Here is a 16,385-nt window from a genome sequence, read left to right as displayed (position 1 = left end):
ATCAGAAGATGCCTGAGAGGTGTGATTCCATGATTTGATCAAAAACTGGGCGCGGAACAGGTCAAACCTGCGATTTATGCCCCAGAACCTCTACGAATCCGGCGCCGACGATCATCATCGTGCCAATCCCCTCTCGCCACCCGAAGGGCTCGCCCGACCAGAGCGCGGCCGAGATCACGCCGACGACGATATCGCTCATCAACAGAAGCCCGAGCCGCGCCGGGGTCAGGACTGTGGCCGGCCAGATGGTCAGGAAGAGCATGGGAACGACGATGAGGCCCGAGATCAGGAACCATGGGGCCGCGCCCATCACATGCGTAAGGGCGAAGCTGCCGCCAAGGCTACCCCCGCCGATCACGAGGGTCGCGCCGGTCACGACCAATGCGCCGAAGACGAAGGCGAAGACCTGCTCGGCCACCGCCACCGTGCCCGCGCGATAGAGGAAGAAGGACCCGAGTGCCCAACTCATCCCCGATATCAGCGCAAGAATATCCCCCAGATTGGGACCGCGCCCGAGCGCTCCGACCCCCATCATCACCACCAGTCCGCCAATCCCGAGTACGATTGCGCCGATCCTGGCCGGGGTCAGCCTTTCCCCCAGGAAGGCGAGGCCGAGGGCCGTGCTCCAGATCGGGGAGAGATAGAACAGCAAGACCGACCGGATCACATCCGTCAGAACGAGGCTGGTGGAATAGAGGCTGAAGGCGCATCCGGTCAGCAAGCCGCAGGGCACCAGCACCGCCAGATGCGCGAGCGGGCGGGCCTTGAGCCACAGCAGAACCGGGATCATCAGGGCAACGGCTGCGGAATAAAGCGAGAACCCGGCCCAGGCCCCCGGCAGGCCTGCCTGTTCGATGGCGCGGATCGGGATCCAGATCAGCCCCCACATCGCGCCGCCAATCACGATGGCGACCGCGGCAGATCCGGGCTGCCGTGCGATTTCCTGCAGGCGGGACATGGGCTTGGCTCCTGTTCGGGATGCGCCGGGCATGAATGGCCCGACCCCGCGCAGCCTGCCCCGACGGGACGGTCTGGGCAAGCCCTCAGATGCCCGGAAGGCCCCTCAGCGTCAGGTCCGCAACCAGCGTGGCATAGGCGTCACGGGCCTGCGGTGCCGCGCCGCCGTTCCACATGTAATACCAGTTCAGCATGCCGAAGACCGACATGGTCACGGCGCGCAGCTTGGCCCGGTCGTCGCCGAAGACCTGCGGGGCCGCCGCGCGGATGCAATCGGAGAGATAGCGCACCATGTCACGTTGATAGGCGCGCATGCGGTCCTGCTGGTCCTCGGGCAGAGCCGAGAGCGCATTGAGCTGGACCTGATGCTCATAATCCGACCCCTGATAGGCGCGCAGAACATCGCGGATCACCCGGCGCAGACGGTCCTCCGGCGAGAGCCCCTCGACATCGGTGGCAAGGATGAGATCCCGCAGGCCCGACAGGTAACTGTCGAGAATGTCGAAAAGAATCGCGTCCTTGCTGTCGTAGTAGTGGTAGATGTTTGCCTTCGAGATCCCGCATTCCTTGGCAAGTTGCGCCATCGAGGCGCGGTCGAAGCCCTCGGTGGCGAAGATCTTGGCCGCCGAATGCAGGATCTGGTCCCGTTTCTGGTCGTGGTCTTTCGCGATGGTCCGGGCCAAGGCTTATCCTTTCTCGCGGTTGTCGACGACGCGCTTGGCCTTGCCCTCGCTGCGGGCCACGGCACCGGGATCGCCCACATTCACCTCGATGGAAATGCCGACGATGTCTTTCACCCGCTTGGACAGCATCCGGGAGGCAGCGGTTTTCGACAGCTCGTCGGTGGCGTCGGGCAGGGCCTCCACATGCACGCGCATCGCGTCCATTCGACCGGCCGTATAGAGCTCGATCTGGAAATGGGGCGCGAGGCCGCCGGTCGCCATCAGCTGTTCCTCGATCTGGGTGGGGAAGACGTTGACGCCACGCAGGATCATCATGTCGTCAGAGCGGCCGGTGATCTTCTCCATCCGCCGCATGGATCGCGCCGTGCCGGGCAGAAGCCGCGTCAGGTCCCGCGTGCGGTAGCGGATCATCGGCAGGCCTTCCTTGGTCAGCGTCGTGAAGACCAGTTCGCCAAGTTCGCCATCGGGCAGCACTTCGCCGGTTTCGGGGTCGATGATCTCGGGCAGGAAGTGATCCTCCCAGATCACCGGGCCGTCCTTGGTTTCCACGCATTCATTGGCCACACCCGGCCCCATGATCTCGGAAAGCCCATAGATATCAACGGCATGCATGTCGAAGGCTTGCTCAACCTCCTTGCGCATGGCGTCGGTCCAGGGCTCGGCCCCGAAAATGCCGACCTCAAGGCTGCTTTCGCGCGGATCGAGGCCCAGTTTGTGGAATTGTTCGAGGATGTTGAGCATGTAAGACGGCGTGACCATGATCGTCGTGGGCTTGAAGTCGTTGATCAGAGTGACCTGCCGTTCGGTCATGCCGCCCGAGACGGGCACCACCGTCGCGCCGAGCCGTTCGGCCCCGTAATGCGCGCCGAGGCCACCGGTGAAGAGGCCATAACCATAGGCCACATGCACGATATCGCCTGCACGGGTGCCGGAGGCGCGCATGGAGCGCGCGACGAGGTCGGCCCAGTTGCTGATGTCGTTTTTCGTGTAACCCACAACCGTGGGTTTCCCGGTGGTGCCGGAGGAGGCATGGATGCGGGAAATCTGGTCGCGCGGCACGGCGAAAAGACCGAAAGGATAATTGTCGCGCAGGTCCGTCTTGTAGGTGAAGGGGAACTTCGCCAGATCGGAAAGTTGTTGCAGATCATCGGGATGCACGCCCGCCGCGTCAAATCTCTGGCGGTACATCGGCACATTGTCATAGGCGTGGCGGACGGACCATTTCAGGCGGTCGAGCTGCAGGGCGCGGATCTCGTCGATCGAGGCGATTTCAATCGGGTCAAGCTCTTCCTTGCGGGGGCTGAGGTCTTTCATGTCGGTTTTACTCCTCGAACAACTGGCCACGGATCGCGCGGGAATTGCCCCGGAACTCCGCGATCACGGTGCCGTCCTGGTTGGTCACGGTCACGTCATAGATGCCGCTGCGCCCGGTCAGGCTGATCTCGCGGGCCACGGCGGTCAGCCGGTCGCCGACGCGGCCCGGCGCGATGTAGGTGATGGTGTTGGTCTGGGCGACCGTGTTCTGGTTCCGGCTGTTACAGGCGAAGGCAAAGGCGCTGTCGGCGAGCGAGAAGGTCACGCCGCCGTGGCAGATCCCGTGGCCGTTGGCGTGGTGGGGTTCCACGGTCAAGGCCAGCGTGGCGTGTCCTTCGCTGACCTCCACGATCTCCATGCCGAACCAGGGGGAGGCATTGTCGTCGGCCCACATGGCTTCGGCGGATTTCTGGGCACGGGTTTCGGGGGTCATCGGCCTTTGAACTCCGGCTGGCGTTTCGACAGGAAGGCGCTGACGCCCTCGGCATAATCGGCGCTTTCGCCGCAGGTTTTCATGGCGTCGGCTTCAAGATCGAGTTGATCGGAGAGCGTGTTGGTGGCGGCGGCCTGGATGCAGCGTTTCGTGAGGCCAAGCCCGAGGGTCGGGCCTTTGGCAAGCTTGGCGGTCAGCGCGCGCGCCTCCGCCATCAGTTGGTCATCCGGGTAGGTGCGCCAGATCAGGCCCCAGTCGGCGGCGGTTTGGGCGGGCAGGGGTTCCGCCGTCATGGCGAGTGCCTTGGCGCGGGCTTCACCCAGAAGGCGGGGCAGGTGCCAGCTGCCGCCGGTGTCGGGGACAAGACCGACCTTGCTGAAGGCCTGGATGAATTTGCCGCTCTCCGCCGCCAGCACGATGTCGCAAGCGAGAGCGAGGCTGACGCCAGCCCCCGCTGCGACGCCATTTACGGCGCAGATCACGGGCAGGCGCATGTCGCGGATGAGCCGCACAAGCGGGGCGTAGAAGGTGCGGACGGTATGGCCCAGATCGGGCGGGCCATCCATTTTCGAGGGGTCGCGGTCGCCCAGATCCTGCCCGGCGCAGAAGCCTCGGCCCGCGCCGGTCAGCAGGATCGCCCGTGCGCCGCCATCGCGCGCATCAGACAGGGCCGCGCGCAGGGCAAGGTGCATTTCCTCGTTGAAACTGTTCAGCCGGTCGGGGCGGTTGAGCGTGATTTCCCGCCAGTCCCCGTGGTCCGTTACCAATACCGTGTCGCTCATCTGCGGCCTCTCCTCCCTCGCTCAGGAATCTCTTGCATAAACCGAACGGTTGGTCAATAAATTCCGCAATGCCGTGAGGGAGGGATCGTCGCAATGGCCACTGATGCACCAGTAACTGTCAGAAAAGACGGAGATATTGCGTGGGTCACCATTGACAGCCCGCCGGTGAATGCCACGTCGCAGGCGGTGCGGGCGGGGCTGGAACGGGCGGTGTCAGAGGTGCAGGGCGCGCGCCTTGCGGTGCTGACCTGCGCGGGCCGGACCTTCATCGCGGGCGGTGACATGTCGGAATTTGACGGTCCGGCGGCTTTACCGCATCTGCCCGATGTGGTGCAGCTGATCGAGGACTCAGCTGTGCCATTTCTGGCGCTGCTGCACGGCACGGTTCTGGGCGGGGGCTTCGAGATCGCCATGGGCTGCGCCTGGCGTTTCGCCGCGCCGGGGACCAAGTTTGGCCTGCCGGAAGTGAATGTGGGCATTATCCCCGGGGCAGGGGGCACGCAACGCGCCCCGCGCCTGATCGGGATGGAGGCCGCGATTGAGATGGCGTGCAAAGGGCGGATGTATTCTGCCGAGGACATGCTGGCGCTTGGCGGGGTGGACCGGGTGGAGACCGATCTGGAGGCCGCCGCTCGTGCGTTCGCCGCCGATCTGCCAGAGCGTCCCGTCGCAGTCAGCGCGCGAACGTGCGACGTGTTGAGTGATGCGGACTATGCGGCCAGGGCAGCGGAGATCGCCAAACGCGCCAAGGGCCAGCAATCGCCCCTGTTGAACCTGGAGGCCCTGCAATGGGCGGCCCTGCCATTCGCGGAAGGTCAGCCCATGGAACGCGCCCGGCATCTGGAGATGCGCGCCGGGGCCGAAAGCCGCGCGTTGCGCCATGCGTTCTTTGCGGAACGACAGGTGATGAAGCCCAAGGCGATTGCGGGTGCCACGCCGCGCGATCTGTCTCATGTGGCCGTGGTCGGTGGCGGGCTGATGGGGGCGGGCATTGCGGCATCGTGTTTGTCTGCCGGGTTGCGGGTGACTCTGATCGAACGCTCTGCAGAAGAGGCAAGCGCCGCGCAGGGCCGGGTGGAGGGGCTGGTTGCCGGGGCGCTGAAACGCGGGAAAATTTCGCAATCCCAGTATGATAAACAGATGACCGCCTTTGCGGCGGTGGACAATTACGCGGCGGCCTCTGGCGTCGATCTGGCGATTGAGGCGGTGTTCGAGGACCTGGCCGTCAAACAGGCGGTGTTTGCGGATTTGGCAAAGCATCTGTCGCAGGATGCCATCCTTGCCACCAACACCTCCTATCTCGATCCACGAGAGATTTTCGCGGCGGTCCCGAACAAGGCCCGCTGTCTCGGCCTGCATTTCTTCTCGCCCGCCCATGTGATGAAGCTGGTTGAGGTGGTGAACACCCCTGACACCGACCCCGATGTGCTGGCCACCGGGTTTCAGCTGGCCAAGCGGTTGCGCAAGATCGCGGTGCTGTCGGGCATCTGTGATGGGTTCATCGGCAACCGGATGCTCTCGGCCTATCGGCGCGAGGCGGAATATCTGCTGGCCGATGGCGCGATGCCGCATGAGGTGGATGCGGCGATGCGCGGCTTCGGCATGCCGATGGGGCCGTTCGAATTGCAGGACCTGACGGGCTTGCAGATTGCATGGGCCAATCGCAAGCGGCAGGCGGAGACGCGCGACCCTGCGGAACGCTACGAACGCATTGCGGATACGCTGTGTGAAATGGGTCGGCTCGGGCAGCGCAGCGGCAAGGGCTGGTATGCCTATACCGAGGGCAGCCGCACGCCGGAGCGTGATGCGGAGGTTGAGGCGCTGATCGTTGAGTATTCCGCCAAACGCGGCATCACCCGGCGCCGCTATTCAGAACAAGATATCCGCGACCGGCTGCTGGCCGTCTACGCCAATGAGGGCGCGCGGATCGTCGAGGAAGGCATCGCCGAGGATTTCGCGGCGGTCGATATGGTCAAGCTGCATGGCTACGGATTCCCGCGCTGGCGGGGCGGGCCGATGCACTATGCGGCGCAGGTGGGGTGGGCCGCGATGGCCCGGGTGATCGCCGAGGTGGCGGGGGAAAGCCCCGGATCCTGGGTCATGGCCGAGCACCTTGCGCGCGCGTTGGAAGGAGAGACGGAATGAGCCTGCTGGATATCAAAAGCTTCGCCGCGGGCGAGTGGATCGCGCCCGATAGCAACGCCCGGATGATCGCGAGTGCGGTGACGGGGGAGCCGATGGCACGGGCCGGATCGGCCCTGCCGGTGCAGGACATGCTGGATTATGCGCGGGGTGTGGGCGGACCGGTGCTGCGGGCAATGAGTTTCCACGACCGGGCGCGGATGCTGAAGGCGCTGGCGCTGGAACTGGGCAAGCACAAGCAGGCGCTTTATGACCTCAGCTTCAACACCGGGGCCACGCAATCCGACCACCTGATCGACATCGACGGGGGCATCGGCACCATGTTCGTCTTCGCCTCCAAGGGGCGGCGGGAAATGCCGGACGGGCATGTCTATCTCGATGGTGAGGTGGAGCAGCTGAGCCGCAACGGGACGTTCCTTGGTCAGCATATTGCGACGCCATTGCAAGGGGTTGCGGTTCACATCAACGCGTTCAACTTCCCCGTTTGGGGGATGCTGGAAAAGCTCGCGCCGACGCTGCTGGCGGGGGTGCCTGCGATTGTAAAACCGGCGACGGCCACCTGTTACGTGACCGAAATGGCCGTTCGGATCATGCTGGAAAGTGGCATCCTGCCCGCCGGCGCGTTGCAACTGGTGTCGGGCGGTGTAGGCGATATGCTCGACCGGCTTGGCTGTCAGGATGTGGTCAGCTTCACCGGATCGGCACAGACGGCTCTGGCGCTGCGGTCGAACCCGGTGATCCTGCGCAATTCGGTGCGCTTCGTGGCGGAGCAGGACAGTCTGAATGCCTCGATCCTTGGCCCCGATGCCGTCGCAGGCACGCCTGAGTTTGACCTTTTCGTCAAGGAAGTCACCCGCGAGATGACCGCGAAGGCCGGGCAGAAATGCACCGCCATTCGCCGGATCATCGCGCCGGAGGCTTCTGTGCCTGCGTTGCTGGAGGCACTGTCCGCGCGGCTTGGCAGCACCACCATCGGCAATCCGCAGGACGAAGGCGTCCGCATGGGCGCGCTGGTCAGTTCGGCGCAAAAGGCTGATGTGCTGGAGAAAGCGGCTCTGATCGGGGCAGAGGCGGAACGGGTCTTTGGTGATCCTGAGAATTTCGCCATGGCCGGATCGAAAGGGGCCTTCCTGCCGCCGATGCTGTTCCATTGCGCGGACCCGGATAGGGCCGAGCGTGTGCATGACACGGAAGCCTTCGGGCCGGTCAGCACCGTCATGGGCTACCGCGATCTGGGGCATGCGGTGGACCTGGCGAACCGGGGGCAGGGGTCTTTGGTGGCGTCGGTCATCACCCATGATCCGGCTGTTGCCCGCGAGGTGGCGCTTGGGTCGGGGGCGTTCCACGGGCGGCTCTATTTCAACAACCGTGACTCGATGAAGGAAAGCACCGGCCACGGCTCGCCGCTGCCGCATATGGTCCATGGTGGGCCGGGCCGCGCGGGCGGGGGCGAAGAACTGGGCGGCATCCGGGGCGTGATGCATTACATGCAGCGCACCGCCATTCAGGGCAGCCCGGATATCCTGTCGGCCATCGGCGGCACCTGGGTGCCCGGCGCGGCAGAGATCGACGCAGGCGCGCATCCCTTCACCCGCCGTTTTGGCGAGCTGGCGATTGGCGAGACCATCCACACCGATCCGCGTGTCGTGACGCTGGAGGATATCGAGCATTTCGCCCATTTCACCGGTGACACCTTCTACGCCCATATGGATGAGGAGGCCGCGAAGCGGAACCCGTTCTTCCCGGGGCGCGTGGCGCATGGCTATCTGCTGCTGTCCTTTGCGGCGGGGCTGTTCGTGGAACCCAATGAAGGGCCGGTTCTGGCCAATACCGGGCTTGATGCTTTGCGTTTCATGAAGCCGGTGCAGGCGGGCGATGCGATCAAGGTGCGGCTGACGGTGAAAAAGAAGACCCGGCGCAATGATGAGTATGGCGAGGTCCGCTGGCATGCGACCCTGACCAATCAGGATGACGAAATGGTCGCGGAATACGAGCTTTTGACCATGGTCGCCTTCTGAGAGTGGCGGGTCAGGGCGCGCCTGCCTATAGTCGCGCCATGGAGACGGAAAGCCAGACATTCAGGGACGCGGCGACGCTGCTGACCGGGGGCGAGAGCCACCGGGTCTGGTCGCTGATCGTGACCATTTTCGGCGATCTCGCCCGGCAGGAACGGGACCGGATCAGCGGCGCGGCGCTGACGCGGCTCGTTGGCATGATGGGCGTGAAGCCCGAAGCGATGCGCGTGGCCCTGTTCCGCCTGCGCAAGGATGGCTGGATCGACAGTGTCCGCGAAGGGCGGGGCAGCCTGCATTTCCTGACCCCCATGGGGCGCAGGCAAAGCGCCGAGGCCAGCCCGCGCATCTACGATGCCGAGCGCGGCTTTCCCGACAGGTGGCACCTTCTGGTGTCCGGCACCGGCGAACAGACCGGCCGAAGCCAGCTCGACAGTGTCCTGCTGACAGGGGAATACCTGCCGGTCGGGTCGCAGGTGGTGATCGGGCCGGGGCCGCTGCCCGGGGATCTCAAAGGGTTGCTGGGGGTGGAAACCGGGCGGGTCTCGGTGCCCGACTGGCTGCGGGATCAGGTCTGCCCGCCGGACCTGCTGGCACAATACGCGGCGCTGGAGCGGGATTTCGCGACGCTGCTGTCCCAGCTGGATCGCGCCACGCCGCTGGCGCTTGCGGAATGCGCGGCGCTGCGTCTGCTTGTCGTTCACAGCTGGCGGCGCTTGTTGTTTCGTCATCCCGACCTGCCGGACTGGTTTTTTCCCGTCGGTTGGCGTGGACCGGACTGCCGGGGTCTCTTCCGCTCGCTGATGGACCGGTTGCCCGCCCCGCAGCTGCTTTCACTGGAAGCGGCCCTGTGACCGACGCATTCCGATTCTCGATCACCGCGAATCGGGGCGTGATCCCGGCCTTTTGGCCCACGATCTGATTCCCGATACGCGAGCGGCGCGTCGGGATCGGATGCCACCAAGAGCCGTCTTCTGCGTATCAATCGCGCAACCCCTTGCACTGATTGCCTATCAAACCCCCTTATTTTGGTCTTTCGAACTAAATTCTAGACTGGGGTTGGACGCCTTCGTCTGTGCGCATAAGGTGGGGAGCAGGACATGAGTGTCGGTTTTTGAAGGTCATGCGTCGCTTGACGCGCCGGAAACTGAGGCTAATGCATAAAGAATGGCCGCAAGAGCCGAAAATAAGAACCAGCGCCACGGCGCCGGACAACAGGGAAGAAACATGAACGCGAGTTCCGGATCGGAAAACTTCGTGGTCTTCGACCGCGTGCAGAAAAGCTACGATGGCGAAACACTCGTCGTAAAAGACCTCAATCTCAGCGTTGGAAAGGGTGAATTCCTGACCATGCTTGGTCCCTCGGGGTCTGGGAAAACCACCTGTCTGATGATGCTGGCCGGGTTCGAGACCGCAACCCACGGGGAAATCCTGTTGGGCGGTCAGCCGATCAACAACATCCCGCCGCACAAGCGTGGCATCGGCATGGTGTTCCAGAACTACGCCCTGTTCCCGCACATGACGGTGGCCGAAAACCTCGCTTTCCCGCTGCAAGTCCGCAACATGAGCAAATCCGACCAGGAAGCGAAGGTGAAGCGGGCGCTCGACATGGTGCAGATGGGCGATTTCGGCGGCCGCCGTCCGGCCCAGTTGTCCGGTGGTCAGCAGCAGCGGATCGCCCTGGCGCGTGCGCTTGTGTTTGAACCGGAACTGGTTCTGATGGACGAACCGCTTGGCGCGCTCGACAAGCAGCTGCGCGAACATATGCAGTTCGAGATCACCAACCTCGCCCACAACCTCGGCATCACCACGGTCTATGTGACCCACGACCAGACCGAAGCTCTGACCATGTCGGACCGCGTCGCCGTGTTCGACGATGGCCGCATTCAGCAGCTGGCCCCGCCGGACGAGCTGTATGAGGCACCCTCCAATAGCTTCGTGGCGCAGTTCATCGGCGAGAATAACACGCTGATGGGAACCGTTAGCAAGATCGACGGAGACCGCGCAGAGGTGCGGCTGGACGATGGCGAGATCATCGACACCAAGCCGGTCAACGTCAGCAAGGTTGGCGAGCGGACGCTCGTGTCGATCCGCCCCGAGCGGGTGGAATTCAACAAGGAACGGATGACCCCCGGCGCGCACACCATCAAGGCGGAAGTGCTGGAGTTCATCTATATGGGTGACATCTATCGCACCCGGCTCCGTGTGGCCGGGAACGAGGATTTCATCATCAAGACGCGTAACGCCCCCGATCAGCGCCGGCTACAGCCCGGCGAACAGATCGAGATCGGCTGGCGCGCAGAGGATTGCCGGGCGCTGGACGCCTGAGCAACGGACCCGCTCCTGCCAAGGGGGCGGACCCATTAAATAAAGACGACCAACAGAGGAGAGACTCATGAAACTCAAGACAGCTCTTATGCTGACCTCGGGCGCGGTTATGACCGCATCCATGGCGCATGCAGACGCCCATATGGCGAACAGCATGACCCTTGTCAGCTGGGGTGGCGCCTACCAGGCCAGCCAGGTGAATGCATACTCCGCGCCTTACCAGGCGATGCATGAAGGCCTGGAAGTGATCTGGGACGAAAGCTCGGCTGAAGCCGTGGCCCGTCTGCGCGCCATGAACGAAGCCGGCAACATCACCTGGGATCTGGTTGACGTTGTGGCCGCTGACGCCATGCGCCTGTGCGACGAAGGTCTGGCGATGGAAATCGACCATGACGAAGTTCTGGCCCCGGCGCCCGATGGTACCCCGGCCTCCGAAGACTTCGGCGACCTGATCGTGTCCGACTGCTTCATCCCGCAGATCGTGTATTCGACCACTTTCGGCTATCGCACCGACGTGGAAGCCTGGGGCGGCAACACCCCCGACGACATCTGTGACGTGTTCGACCTGGAAACCTTCCCCGGTCAGCGTTCCCTGGAACGTCGTCCGATCGGCAACATGGAATGGGCGCTGATGTGCTCGGGCGTTGCACAGGAAGACGTCTATGACGTTCTGGAAACCGAAGAAGGCATCGCGCAGGCATTCGCCATGCTCGATACCATCGCCGACAGCACCGTCTGGTGGACTGCCGGCGCCGACACCCCGCAGCTTCTTGCGGATGGTGAAGTCGTGTTCGGCTCGACCTATAACGGTCGTCTGTTCAGCCTGATCGAAGAGCAGGACCAGCCCGTCGCTATGATGTGGGACGCGCAGGTGTTCGACCTTGATGGCTGGATCATCCCCGAAGGTCTGCCGGAAGACCGTCTGGCTCGCGTTCTGGACTTCGTCCGCTTCGCAACCGACACGCAGCGTCTGGCGGATCAGGCTGCTTACATCTCCTACGGTCCGGGCCGCGCGTCCTCTGCACCGCTGGTGGGTCAGCATGCCGAACTGGGTATCGACATGGCGCCGCATATGCCGACCGACCCGGCCAACGCGACCCGGACCTTCCTGTTCAACTACGAATGGTGGGCCGATTACCGCGATGACATGGACGCCCGTTTCCAGGCGTGGCTGTCGCAGTAAGGCGATTGTAGCGGCGGGGATCTCCCCGCCCTACGACCAAAGACAGTGGCAAGGCGATGTGATCGCCTTGCCAGATCACCACGAAAGGCAGGGGACAGATGCCCAAGGGGTATATCATCGGACATATCACCGTCACCGATCCTGACGCCTACCCGGAATATATCCGGCGCGATACGCCGATCCTTCAGAACCTGGGCGCAAAGTTCATCGTTCGGGGCGGCCGGTCGGAAGTGCCGGAAGGTGAGACATTCGAACGCCATGTGGTAATCGAATTCCCGAGCTTTGAGGCCGCCAAGGCCGCGTATAACGACCCAGAATATCAGGAAGTGGCCGAAATTCGCCGGGCCTCGGCGGATAGTGTCATCATCCTAGTGGAAGGCCACGAATGACCGACAATACGGCACAGACCCCCGCAGGCCCGGTGCTGGCCGCCGACGGGCGCCCCCTGAAAGCGAGCCTCAATCGCGCGCTCAGGGCCCAGAAGATCCGTGCGCTGCTGCTGATTGCGCCGCTGCTTCTGTTCATCCTGATCACCTTCATCCTGCCGATTGCGGACATGCTGTTCCGCTCGGTCGAGAACCAGATCGTGCGAGAGACCTTGCCACGCACCGTCGCCGCGATGGAAGCGTGGGAAAACCACGAGGAAGCGCCGGGGGAAGACGTATATGCGGGGCTGTATATCGACCTGTTCGAGGCCGCCGAGTTCCGCCGCCACACCCGCGTTGGCAGCCGTCTGAACTACGAGATGACGGGTATCTCGTCGCTGTTCCGGCAGGCAGGCCGCGGCGTGGGCCGCTTTGACACCGACCTCTATACCGATCAATTCACCGATCTGGATACAGCCTGGGCCGACTACGCCACCTGGACCGGGCTGATGGGCGACAGCGCCATTCGCGCCGCGCTGCCCGAGACCGCAGACTCGTTCGACACATGGGTTCGGATCACCATCGAGGCCAATGATGATGATCCGGCTGAGGAAAACATCGAAGATTTCGTGTATTTCTCGCTGTATCGTGACCTGGCCGGCAACGGCTATTCCGGCAGCAACGCATTGCTGAGCACCGCCGCAGAAGCCGTGAGCAGCTTTGACAGCCTGTCGATCCGCGATCAGTTCGAAGAGCTGGACGAGGACTGGCTGAACCCCGAGTTGATGGAAACGATCTGGGTCTATTCGCCCTCCTACACGCCCGGCTATTTCCTGACCGCCATCGACATGCAACTGTCGGCGGACGGGATCACCGCGCAGCCGGAAGACCGTCAGATCTATGTGACGCTCTTTGGCCGGACGCTGTTCATGTCGCTGGTCATCATGGGCAGCTGCGTGTTGCTGGGCTATCCGATCGCCTTCCTGCTGGCGAACCTGCCGATGCGGATATCGAACGTGCTGATGATCCTTGTTCTGCTGCCCTTCTGGACCTCGCTGCTGGTGCGGACCTCGGCCTGGAAGGTGCTGTTGCAACAGCAAGGCGTGATCAACGACATCCTGGTCTGGATCGGCATGGTGCCCGATGACGCGCGATTGCAACTGATCAACAACCAGACGGGTACGATCATCGCGATGACGCATATCCTTCTGCCCTTCATGATCCTGCCGCTCTATTCGGTGATGCAGACCATCCCGCCGTCTTATGTGCGCGCGGCCAAGTCGCTCGGCGCGACGGACTGGACGGCGTTCTGGCGGGTCTATTTCCCGCAATCCATCCCGGGGATCGGGGCGGGGTGTATCCTCGTCTTCATCCTCGCCATCGGCTACTACATCACGCCGGAACTGGTTGGGGGCCGGACGGGGACCTTCATCTCGAACCGGATCGCCTATCATATCTCATCGTCGCTCAACTGGGGTCTGGCCGCTGCGCTTGGCAGTATCCTCCTCGGGGTCGTGCTGATCCTCTACTGGATCTATGACCGCATCGTGGGCATCGACAACGTGAAGCTGGGGTAAAGACCATGAGCAGCCTTCCTCCTTATGCCTCCACCGGCCAGAAGATCTGGTTCTACAGCTTCCGGGTGATCTGCGGGTTCATCTTCTTCTTCCTGATCGCCCCGATCATCACGATCATCCCGCTGAGCTTCAACGCCGAGGATTTCTTTACCTTCACGCCGGGTATGCTGGCGCTGGATCCGGATGCCTACGGGCTGGATCACTATCGGGATTTCTTCACCAATCCCGATTGGCAGCAGCCCCTGTGGAACTCGGTTCGGATCGCACCCATGGCAACCCTGCTGTCGGTCGCCTTCGGAACCCTGGCCGCCATTGGCCTGTCGCAGTCCCATGTGCCTTTCAAGGGCGCGATCATGGCGATCCTGATTTCGCCGATGATCGTGCCGCTGATCATCTCGGCCGCCGGCATGTATTTCTTCTACAGCCGCATCGGGCTGCAGGGGACCTATCTGGGCGTTGTGCTGGCCCATGCGGCGCTTGGCATTCCCTTCGTGATCATCACCGTGACCGCGACGCTTGTGGGCTTTGACAAGTCGCTGACGCGGGCCTCGGCCAGCCTCGGGGCGGATCCGGTGACGACCTTCTTCAAGGTGCAGATGCCACTGATCCTGCCGGGCGTGATTTCCGGGGGTCTCTTTGCCTTCATCACCTCGTTTGACGAAGTGGTTGTGGTGCTGTTCGTGGGCTCCGCCGGTCAGAAGACACTGCCCTGGCAGATGTTCATCGGGCTGCGGGAGCAGATTTCGCCGACGATCCTGGCGGTTGCGACGATCCTTGTGGTGATTTCCATCGCTCTGCTGACAACGGTGGAACTGCTCAGACGGCGGTCGGAACGGCTGCGGGGGATGAGCCCCGGTTGATGGATCAGGGCGGCCTTCGGGGCCGCCCTTTTCGTTTCGCCGCCTTCGGCGTCGACCCGGGAACGCGCCTCGTCACCCTCCGCTTGCGCGGGGACCTCCTCGGCGCGTGCTGCCGCGATTGCGTGGCGAGGACGGCGCTTGGGTGTCAGGCCCCGGTCCCCGGTGGTGAGGTTGGGACGCCTCCGGCGGGAGTATTTGGGCCAAGAAGAAGATCAGTAGGCGGTCACGCCCCCGTCGATGGCGATGGCCTGACCGGTCATGTAGCTGTTGGCCGGATCGAGCAGGGACAGCATAGCAGCGGTGATTTCCTCGGGCGTCCCGAGACGTTTCATCGGGGAAGCGTTGGCCAAGAATTCCTGCATCCCGGCCATGTCGCTGTCTGTGACCATCGGCGTGGGGCTGTAGAAGGGGCAGACGGCGTTCACGCGGATGTTGTTGCGCGCTTCCTCGATGGCGGCGGTTTTCGTGAGGCCCACCACCGCATGTTTGGCGGCGGCATAGGCGGCCAGCTTGGGGGCTGCACCGAGGCCCGCGACGGAGGCCACGTTGAGGATCGCGCCGCCGGTGTCCCGCATCAGGGGGATCTGGTGCTTGAGGCCGAAGAACGTGCCCTTGGCGTTGACCGCGTGAATGAGGTCGAACTCATCTTCGCGGATCTCGGTCAGGGGCTTCATCGGGCCTGCGATGCCGGCGTTGTTGACGGCTATGTCGAGCCGCCCGAACTGTTCGATGGCGAGGTCACAGAGCGCCTTCACGCGATCCTCTTTCGTCACGTCACAGCGCATGTACGTTGCCAGATGACCCCGCGCGACATGGCGCAGACCCCATTTGTTTCGGTCCCCCATGACCAGAAGTGCGCCTTCTGCTGCCAGTGCCTCGGCCAGCAGCTTGCCAAAGCCGCTGGCGGCCCCGGTGATGAGCGCGACCTTGCCTTCAAAGCGTTTCATATGGTCAGCCCGCCATCGACGACCAGCAATTCCCCGGTGGTGTAGCTGGCAGCATCCGAGACCAGATAGAGCACCGCGCCTGCCATCTCTGACGGCTCTGCGGGGCGTTTCATCGGCAAGCGGGCCATGATCTCGGTGTAGTGTTTTTCGCTGTCCAGCAGCGCGCCTGCGAAGCGCGTTCGGGTCCAGCCGGGCGCCAGCGCATTCACGCGGATACCAAGCGGTGCGCATTCCTTGGCAAAGGCGCGGGTCATGTTCACCACCGCGCCCTTGGTGATCGAATAGGTGCCCTGCATGTCACCGGGTTCCAGCGCGTTAACAGAGGCCGTGTTGACGATAGCGCCTTTGCCCTGATCGCGCATCATCTTGCCAGCTTCCACGGACATGAAGAAGTAGCCCCGGATATTGACGTCGAGCGTTTTCTCGAAACTGCCGAGGTCGGTGTCGAGGATATGCCCGAAATAGGGGTTGGTGGCGGCGTTGTTCACGAGGATGTCGAGCCGACCATGGGTGTCCTTGATATGGTCGAACACGGTGGTGATCTGATCCATGTCGCCGATATGACAGGCGAAGGCCTCGGCGCTGCCGCCTGCGGCGGTGATGGCCTCGGCCACGGCGGTGCAGCCGTCAAGCTTGCGGCTGGACACGATCACATGGGCACCGTGATCGGCCAGGATCTTCGCGATCTCCTCGCCGATGCCGCGACTGGCACCGGTGACAAGCGCCACGCGCCCGGTGAGGTCGAATAGCGGGTGTGGTTGGATGGTCAAGTCTGCGCCTCCCTCTTTGCGGGAAAGGCTAG

At 63.3% G+C, this 16,385-nt stretch carries 14 protein-coding genes and 1 pseudogene; 8 read left to right on the top strand and 7 right to left on the bottom strand.

The genetic code is table 11. The features are described 5' to 3' along the window. Window positions 1-61: 61 nt before the first annotated feature. The 5 genes from EP237_RS11950 to paaG all read right to left on the bottom strand — a co-directional run bounded on the left by EP237_RS11950 (window position 62) and on the right by paaG (window position 4,169). Window positions 62-958, bottom strand: a complete 897-nt coding sequence (locus tag EP237_RS11950) for a DMT family transporter (protein ID WP_164744692.1) — start codon at window positions 956-958, stop codon at window positions 62-64. An 85-nt stretch (window positions 959-1,043) separates the two neighbouring features. Beyond that, window positions 1,044-1,640 (bottom strand): TetR/AcrR family transcriptional regulator, encoded by a 597-nt coding sequence (locus EP237_RS11945; protein WP_127561128.1) that lies wholly within the window; start codon window positions 1,638-1,640, stop codon window positions 1,044-1,046. 3 nt (window positions 1,641-1,643) lie between these two features. Next, the gene (gene paaK / locus EP237_RS11940) at window positions 1,644-2,954 is read right to left on the bottom strand and encodes a phenylacetate--CoA ligase PaaK (RefSeq protein ID WP_127561127.1); all 1,311 of its coding nucleotides are present in this window, start codon (window positions 2,952-2,954) and stop codon (window positions 1,644-1,646) included. A gap of 7 nt (window positions 2,955-2,961) precedes the next feature. Further along, window positions 2,962-3,387: a hydroxyphenylacetyl-CoA thioesterase PaaI gene (paaI, locus tag EP237_RS11935; protein WP_127561126.1), complete on the bottom strand. Its 426-nt coding sequence runs from the start codon at window positions 3,385-3,387 to the stop codon at window positions 2,962-2,964. Then, window positions 3,384-4,169: a 2-(1,2-epoxy-1,2-dihydrophenyl)acetyl-CoA isomerase PaaG gene (gene paaG / locus EP237_RS11930; RefSeq protein ID WP_127561125.1), complete on the bottom strand. Its 786-nt coding sequence runs from the start codon at window positions 4,167-4,169 to the stop codon at window positions 3,384-3,386. Before paaG ends, paaI begins: the two co-directional genes overlap by 4 nt. 93 nt (window positions 4,170-4,262) lie before the next feature. Here paaG and EP237_RS11925 point away from each other — a divergent pair, with 93 nt between their 5' ends. The 8 genes and pseudogenes from EP237_RS11925 to EP237_RS11890 form a co-directional block, all read left to right on the top strand. Next, window positions 4,263-6,314 (top strand): FAD-dependent oxidoreductase, encoded by a 2,052-nt coding sequence (locus tag EP237_RS11925; RefSeq protein WP_127561124.1) that lies wholly within the window; start codon window positions 4,263-4,265, stop codon window positions 6,312-6,314. Further along, complete coding sequence (gene paaZ / locus EP237_RS11920; protein WP_127561123.1) at window positions 6,311-8,329, top strand: phenylacetic acid degradation bifunctional protein PaaZ; 2,019 nt, start codon at window positions 6,311-6,313, stop codon at window positions 8,327-8,329. Before EP237_RS11925 ends, paaZ begins: the two co-directional genes overlap by 4 nt. Before the next feature lie 38 nt (window positions 8,330-8,367). Next, window positions 8,368-9,177, top strand: coding sequence for a PaaX family transcriptional regulator C-terminal domain-containing protein (locus EP237_RS11915; RefSeq protein WP_127561122.1), 810 nt, complete (start codon window positions 8,368-8,370; stop codon window positions 9,175-9,177). Between the two features lie 373 nt (window positions 9,178-9,550). After that, window positions 9,551-10,651 carry an ABC transporter ATP-binding protein gene (locus EP237_RS11910; protein ID WP_127561121.1) on the top strand — a complete coding sequence of 367 codons (1,101 nt, stop codon included), beginning with the start codon at window positions 9,551-9,553 and terminating at the stop codon, window positions 10,649-10,651. A gap of 67 nt (window positions 10,652-10,718) precedes the next feature. Further along, window positions 10,719-11,834, top strand: a complete 1,116-nt coding sequence (locus tag EP237_RS11905) for an extracellular solute-binding protein (RefSeq protein ID WP_127561120.1) — start codon at window positions 10,719-10,721, stop codon at window positions 11,832-11,834. Between the two features lie 98 nt (window positions 11,835-11,932). Beyond that, the gene (locus tag EP237_RS11900; protein ID WP_071690844.1) at window positions 11,933-12,223 is read left to right on the top strand and encodes a DUF1330 domain-containing protein; all 291 of its coding nucleotides are present in this window, start codon (window positions 11,933-11,935) and stop codon (window positions 12,221-12,223) included. After that, the gene (locus EP237_RS11895) at window positions 12,220-13,776 is read left to right on the top strand and encodes an ABC transporter permease (RefSeq protein WP_127561119.1); all 1,557 of its coding nucleotides are present in this window, start codon (window positions 12,220-12,222) and stop codon (window positions 13,774-13,776) included. Before EP237_RS11900 ends, EP237_RS11895 begins: the two co-directional genes overlap by 4 nt. A gap of 14 nt (window positions 13,777-13,790) precedes the next feature. Further along, window positions 13,791-14,636, top strand: a pseudogene (locus tag EP237_RS11890) (ABC transporter permease); the annotation flags it as partial. 212 nt (window positions 14,637-14,848) lie between these two features. Here EP237_RS11890 and EP237_RS11885 read toward each other — a convergent pair. Continuing rightward, entirely contained in the window at window positions 14,849-15,583 is a 735-nt protein-coding gene (locus EP237_RS11885; protein ID WP_127561117.1) for an SDR family NAD(P)-dependent oxidoreductase, read from the bottom strand. Next, window positions 15,580-16,353, bottom strand: a complete 774-nt coding sequence (locus tag EP237_RS11880; protein ID WP_206052289.1) for an SDR family oxidoreductase — start codon at window positions 16,351-16,353, stop codon at window positions 15,580-15,582. The genes EP237_RS11885 and EP237_RS11880 overlap by 4 nt, the downstream gene beginning before the upstream one ends. Window positions 16,354-16,385 lie beyond the last annotated feature (32 nt).

This window comes from Nioella ostreopsis, assembly GCF_004000255.1.
Taxonomy (GTDB): domain Bacteria; phylum Pseudomonadota; class Alphaproteobacteria; order Rhodobacterales; family Rhodobacteraceae; genus Nioella; species Nioella ostreopsis.
This window is presented reverse-complemented; position numbering and strand designations above follow the sequence as displayed.

Bases quoted from the DNA above. Each gene is read 5' to 3' on its own strand.
- EP237_RS11950 (WP_164744692.1), bottom strand. From the start codon at position 958: ATGTCCCGCCTGCAGGAAATCGCACGGCAGCCCGGATCTGCCGCGGTC.
- paaK (WP_127561127.1), bottom strand. From the start codon at position 2,954: ATGAAAGACCTCAGCCCCCGCAAGGAAGAGCTTGACCCGATTGAAATC.
- paaI (WP_127561126.1), bottom strand. From the start codon at position 3,387: ATGACCCCCGAAACCCGTGCCCAGAAATCCGCCGAAGCCATGTGGGCC.
- paaG (WP_127561125.1), bottom strand. From the start codon at position 4,169: ATGAGCGACACGGTATTGGTAACGGACCACGGGGACTGGCGGGAAATC.
- EP237_RS11925 (WP_127561124.1), top strand. From the start codon at position 4,263: ATGGCCACTGATGCACCAGTAACTGTCAGAAAAGACGGAGATATTGCG.
- paaZ (WP_127561123.1), top strand. From the start codon at position 6,311: ATGAGCCTGCTGGATATCAAAAGCTTCGCCGCGGGCGAGTGGATCGCG.
- EP237_RS11915 (WP_127561122.1), top strand. From the start codon at position 8,368: ATGGAGACGGAAAGCCAGACATTCAGGGACGCGGCGACGCTGCTGACC.
- EP237_RS11910 (WP_127561121.1), top strand. From the start codon at position 9,551: ATGAACGCGAGTTCCGGATCGGAAAACTTCGTGGTCTTCGACCGCGTG.
- EP237_RS11905 (WP_127561120.1), top strand. From the start codon at position 10,719: ATGAAACTCAAGACAGCTCTTATGCTGACCTCGGGCGCGGTTATGACC.
- EP237_RS11900 (WP_071690844.1), top strand. From the start codon at position 11,933: ATGCCCAAGGGGTATATCATCGGACATATCACCGTCACCGATCCTGAC.
- EP237_RS11895 (WP_127561119.1), top strand. From the start codon at position 12,220: ATGACCGACAATACGGCACAGACCCCCGCAGGCCCGGTGCTGGCCGCC.
- EP237_RS11885 (WP_127561117.1), bottom strand. From the start codon at position 15,583: ATGAAACGCTTTGAAGGCAAGGTCGCGCTCATCACCGGGGCCGCCAGC.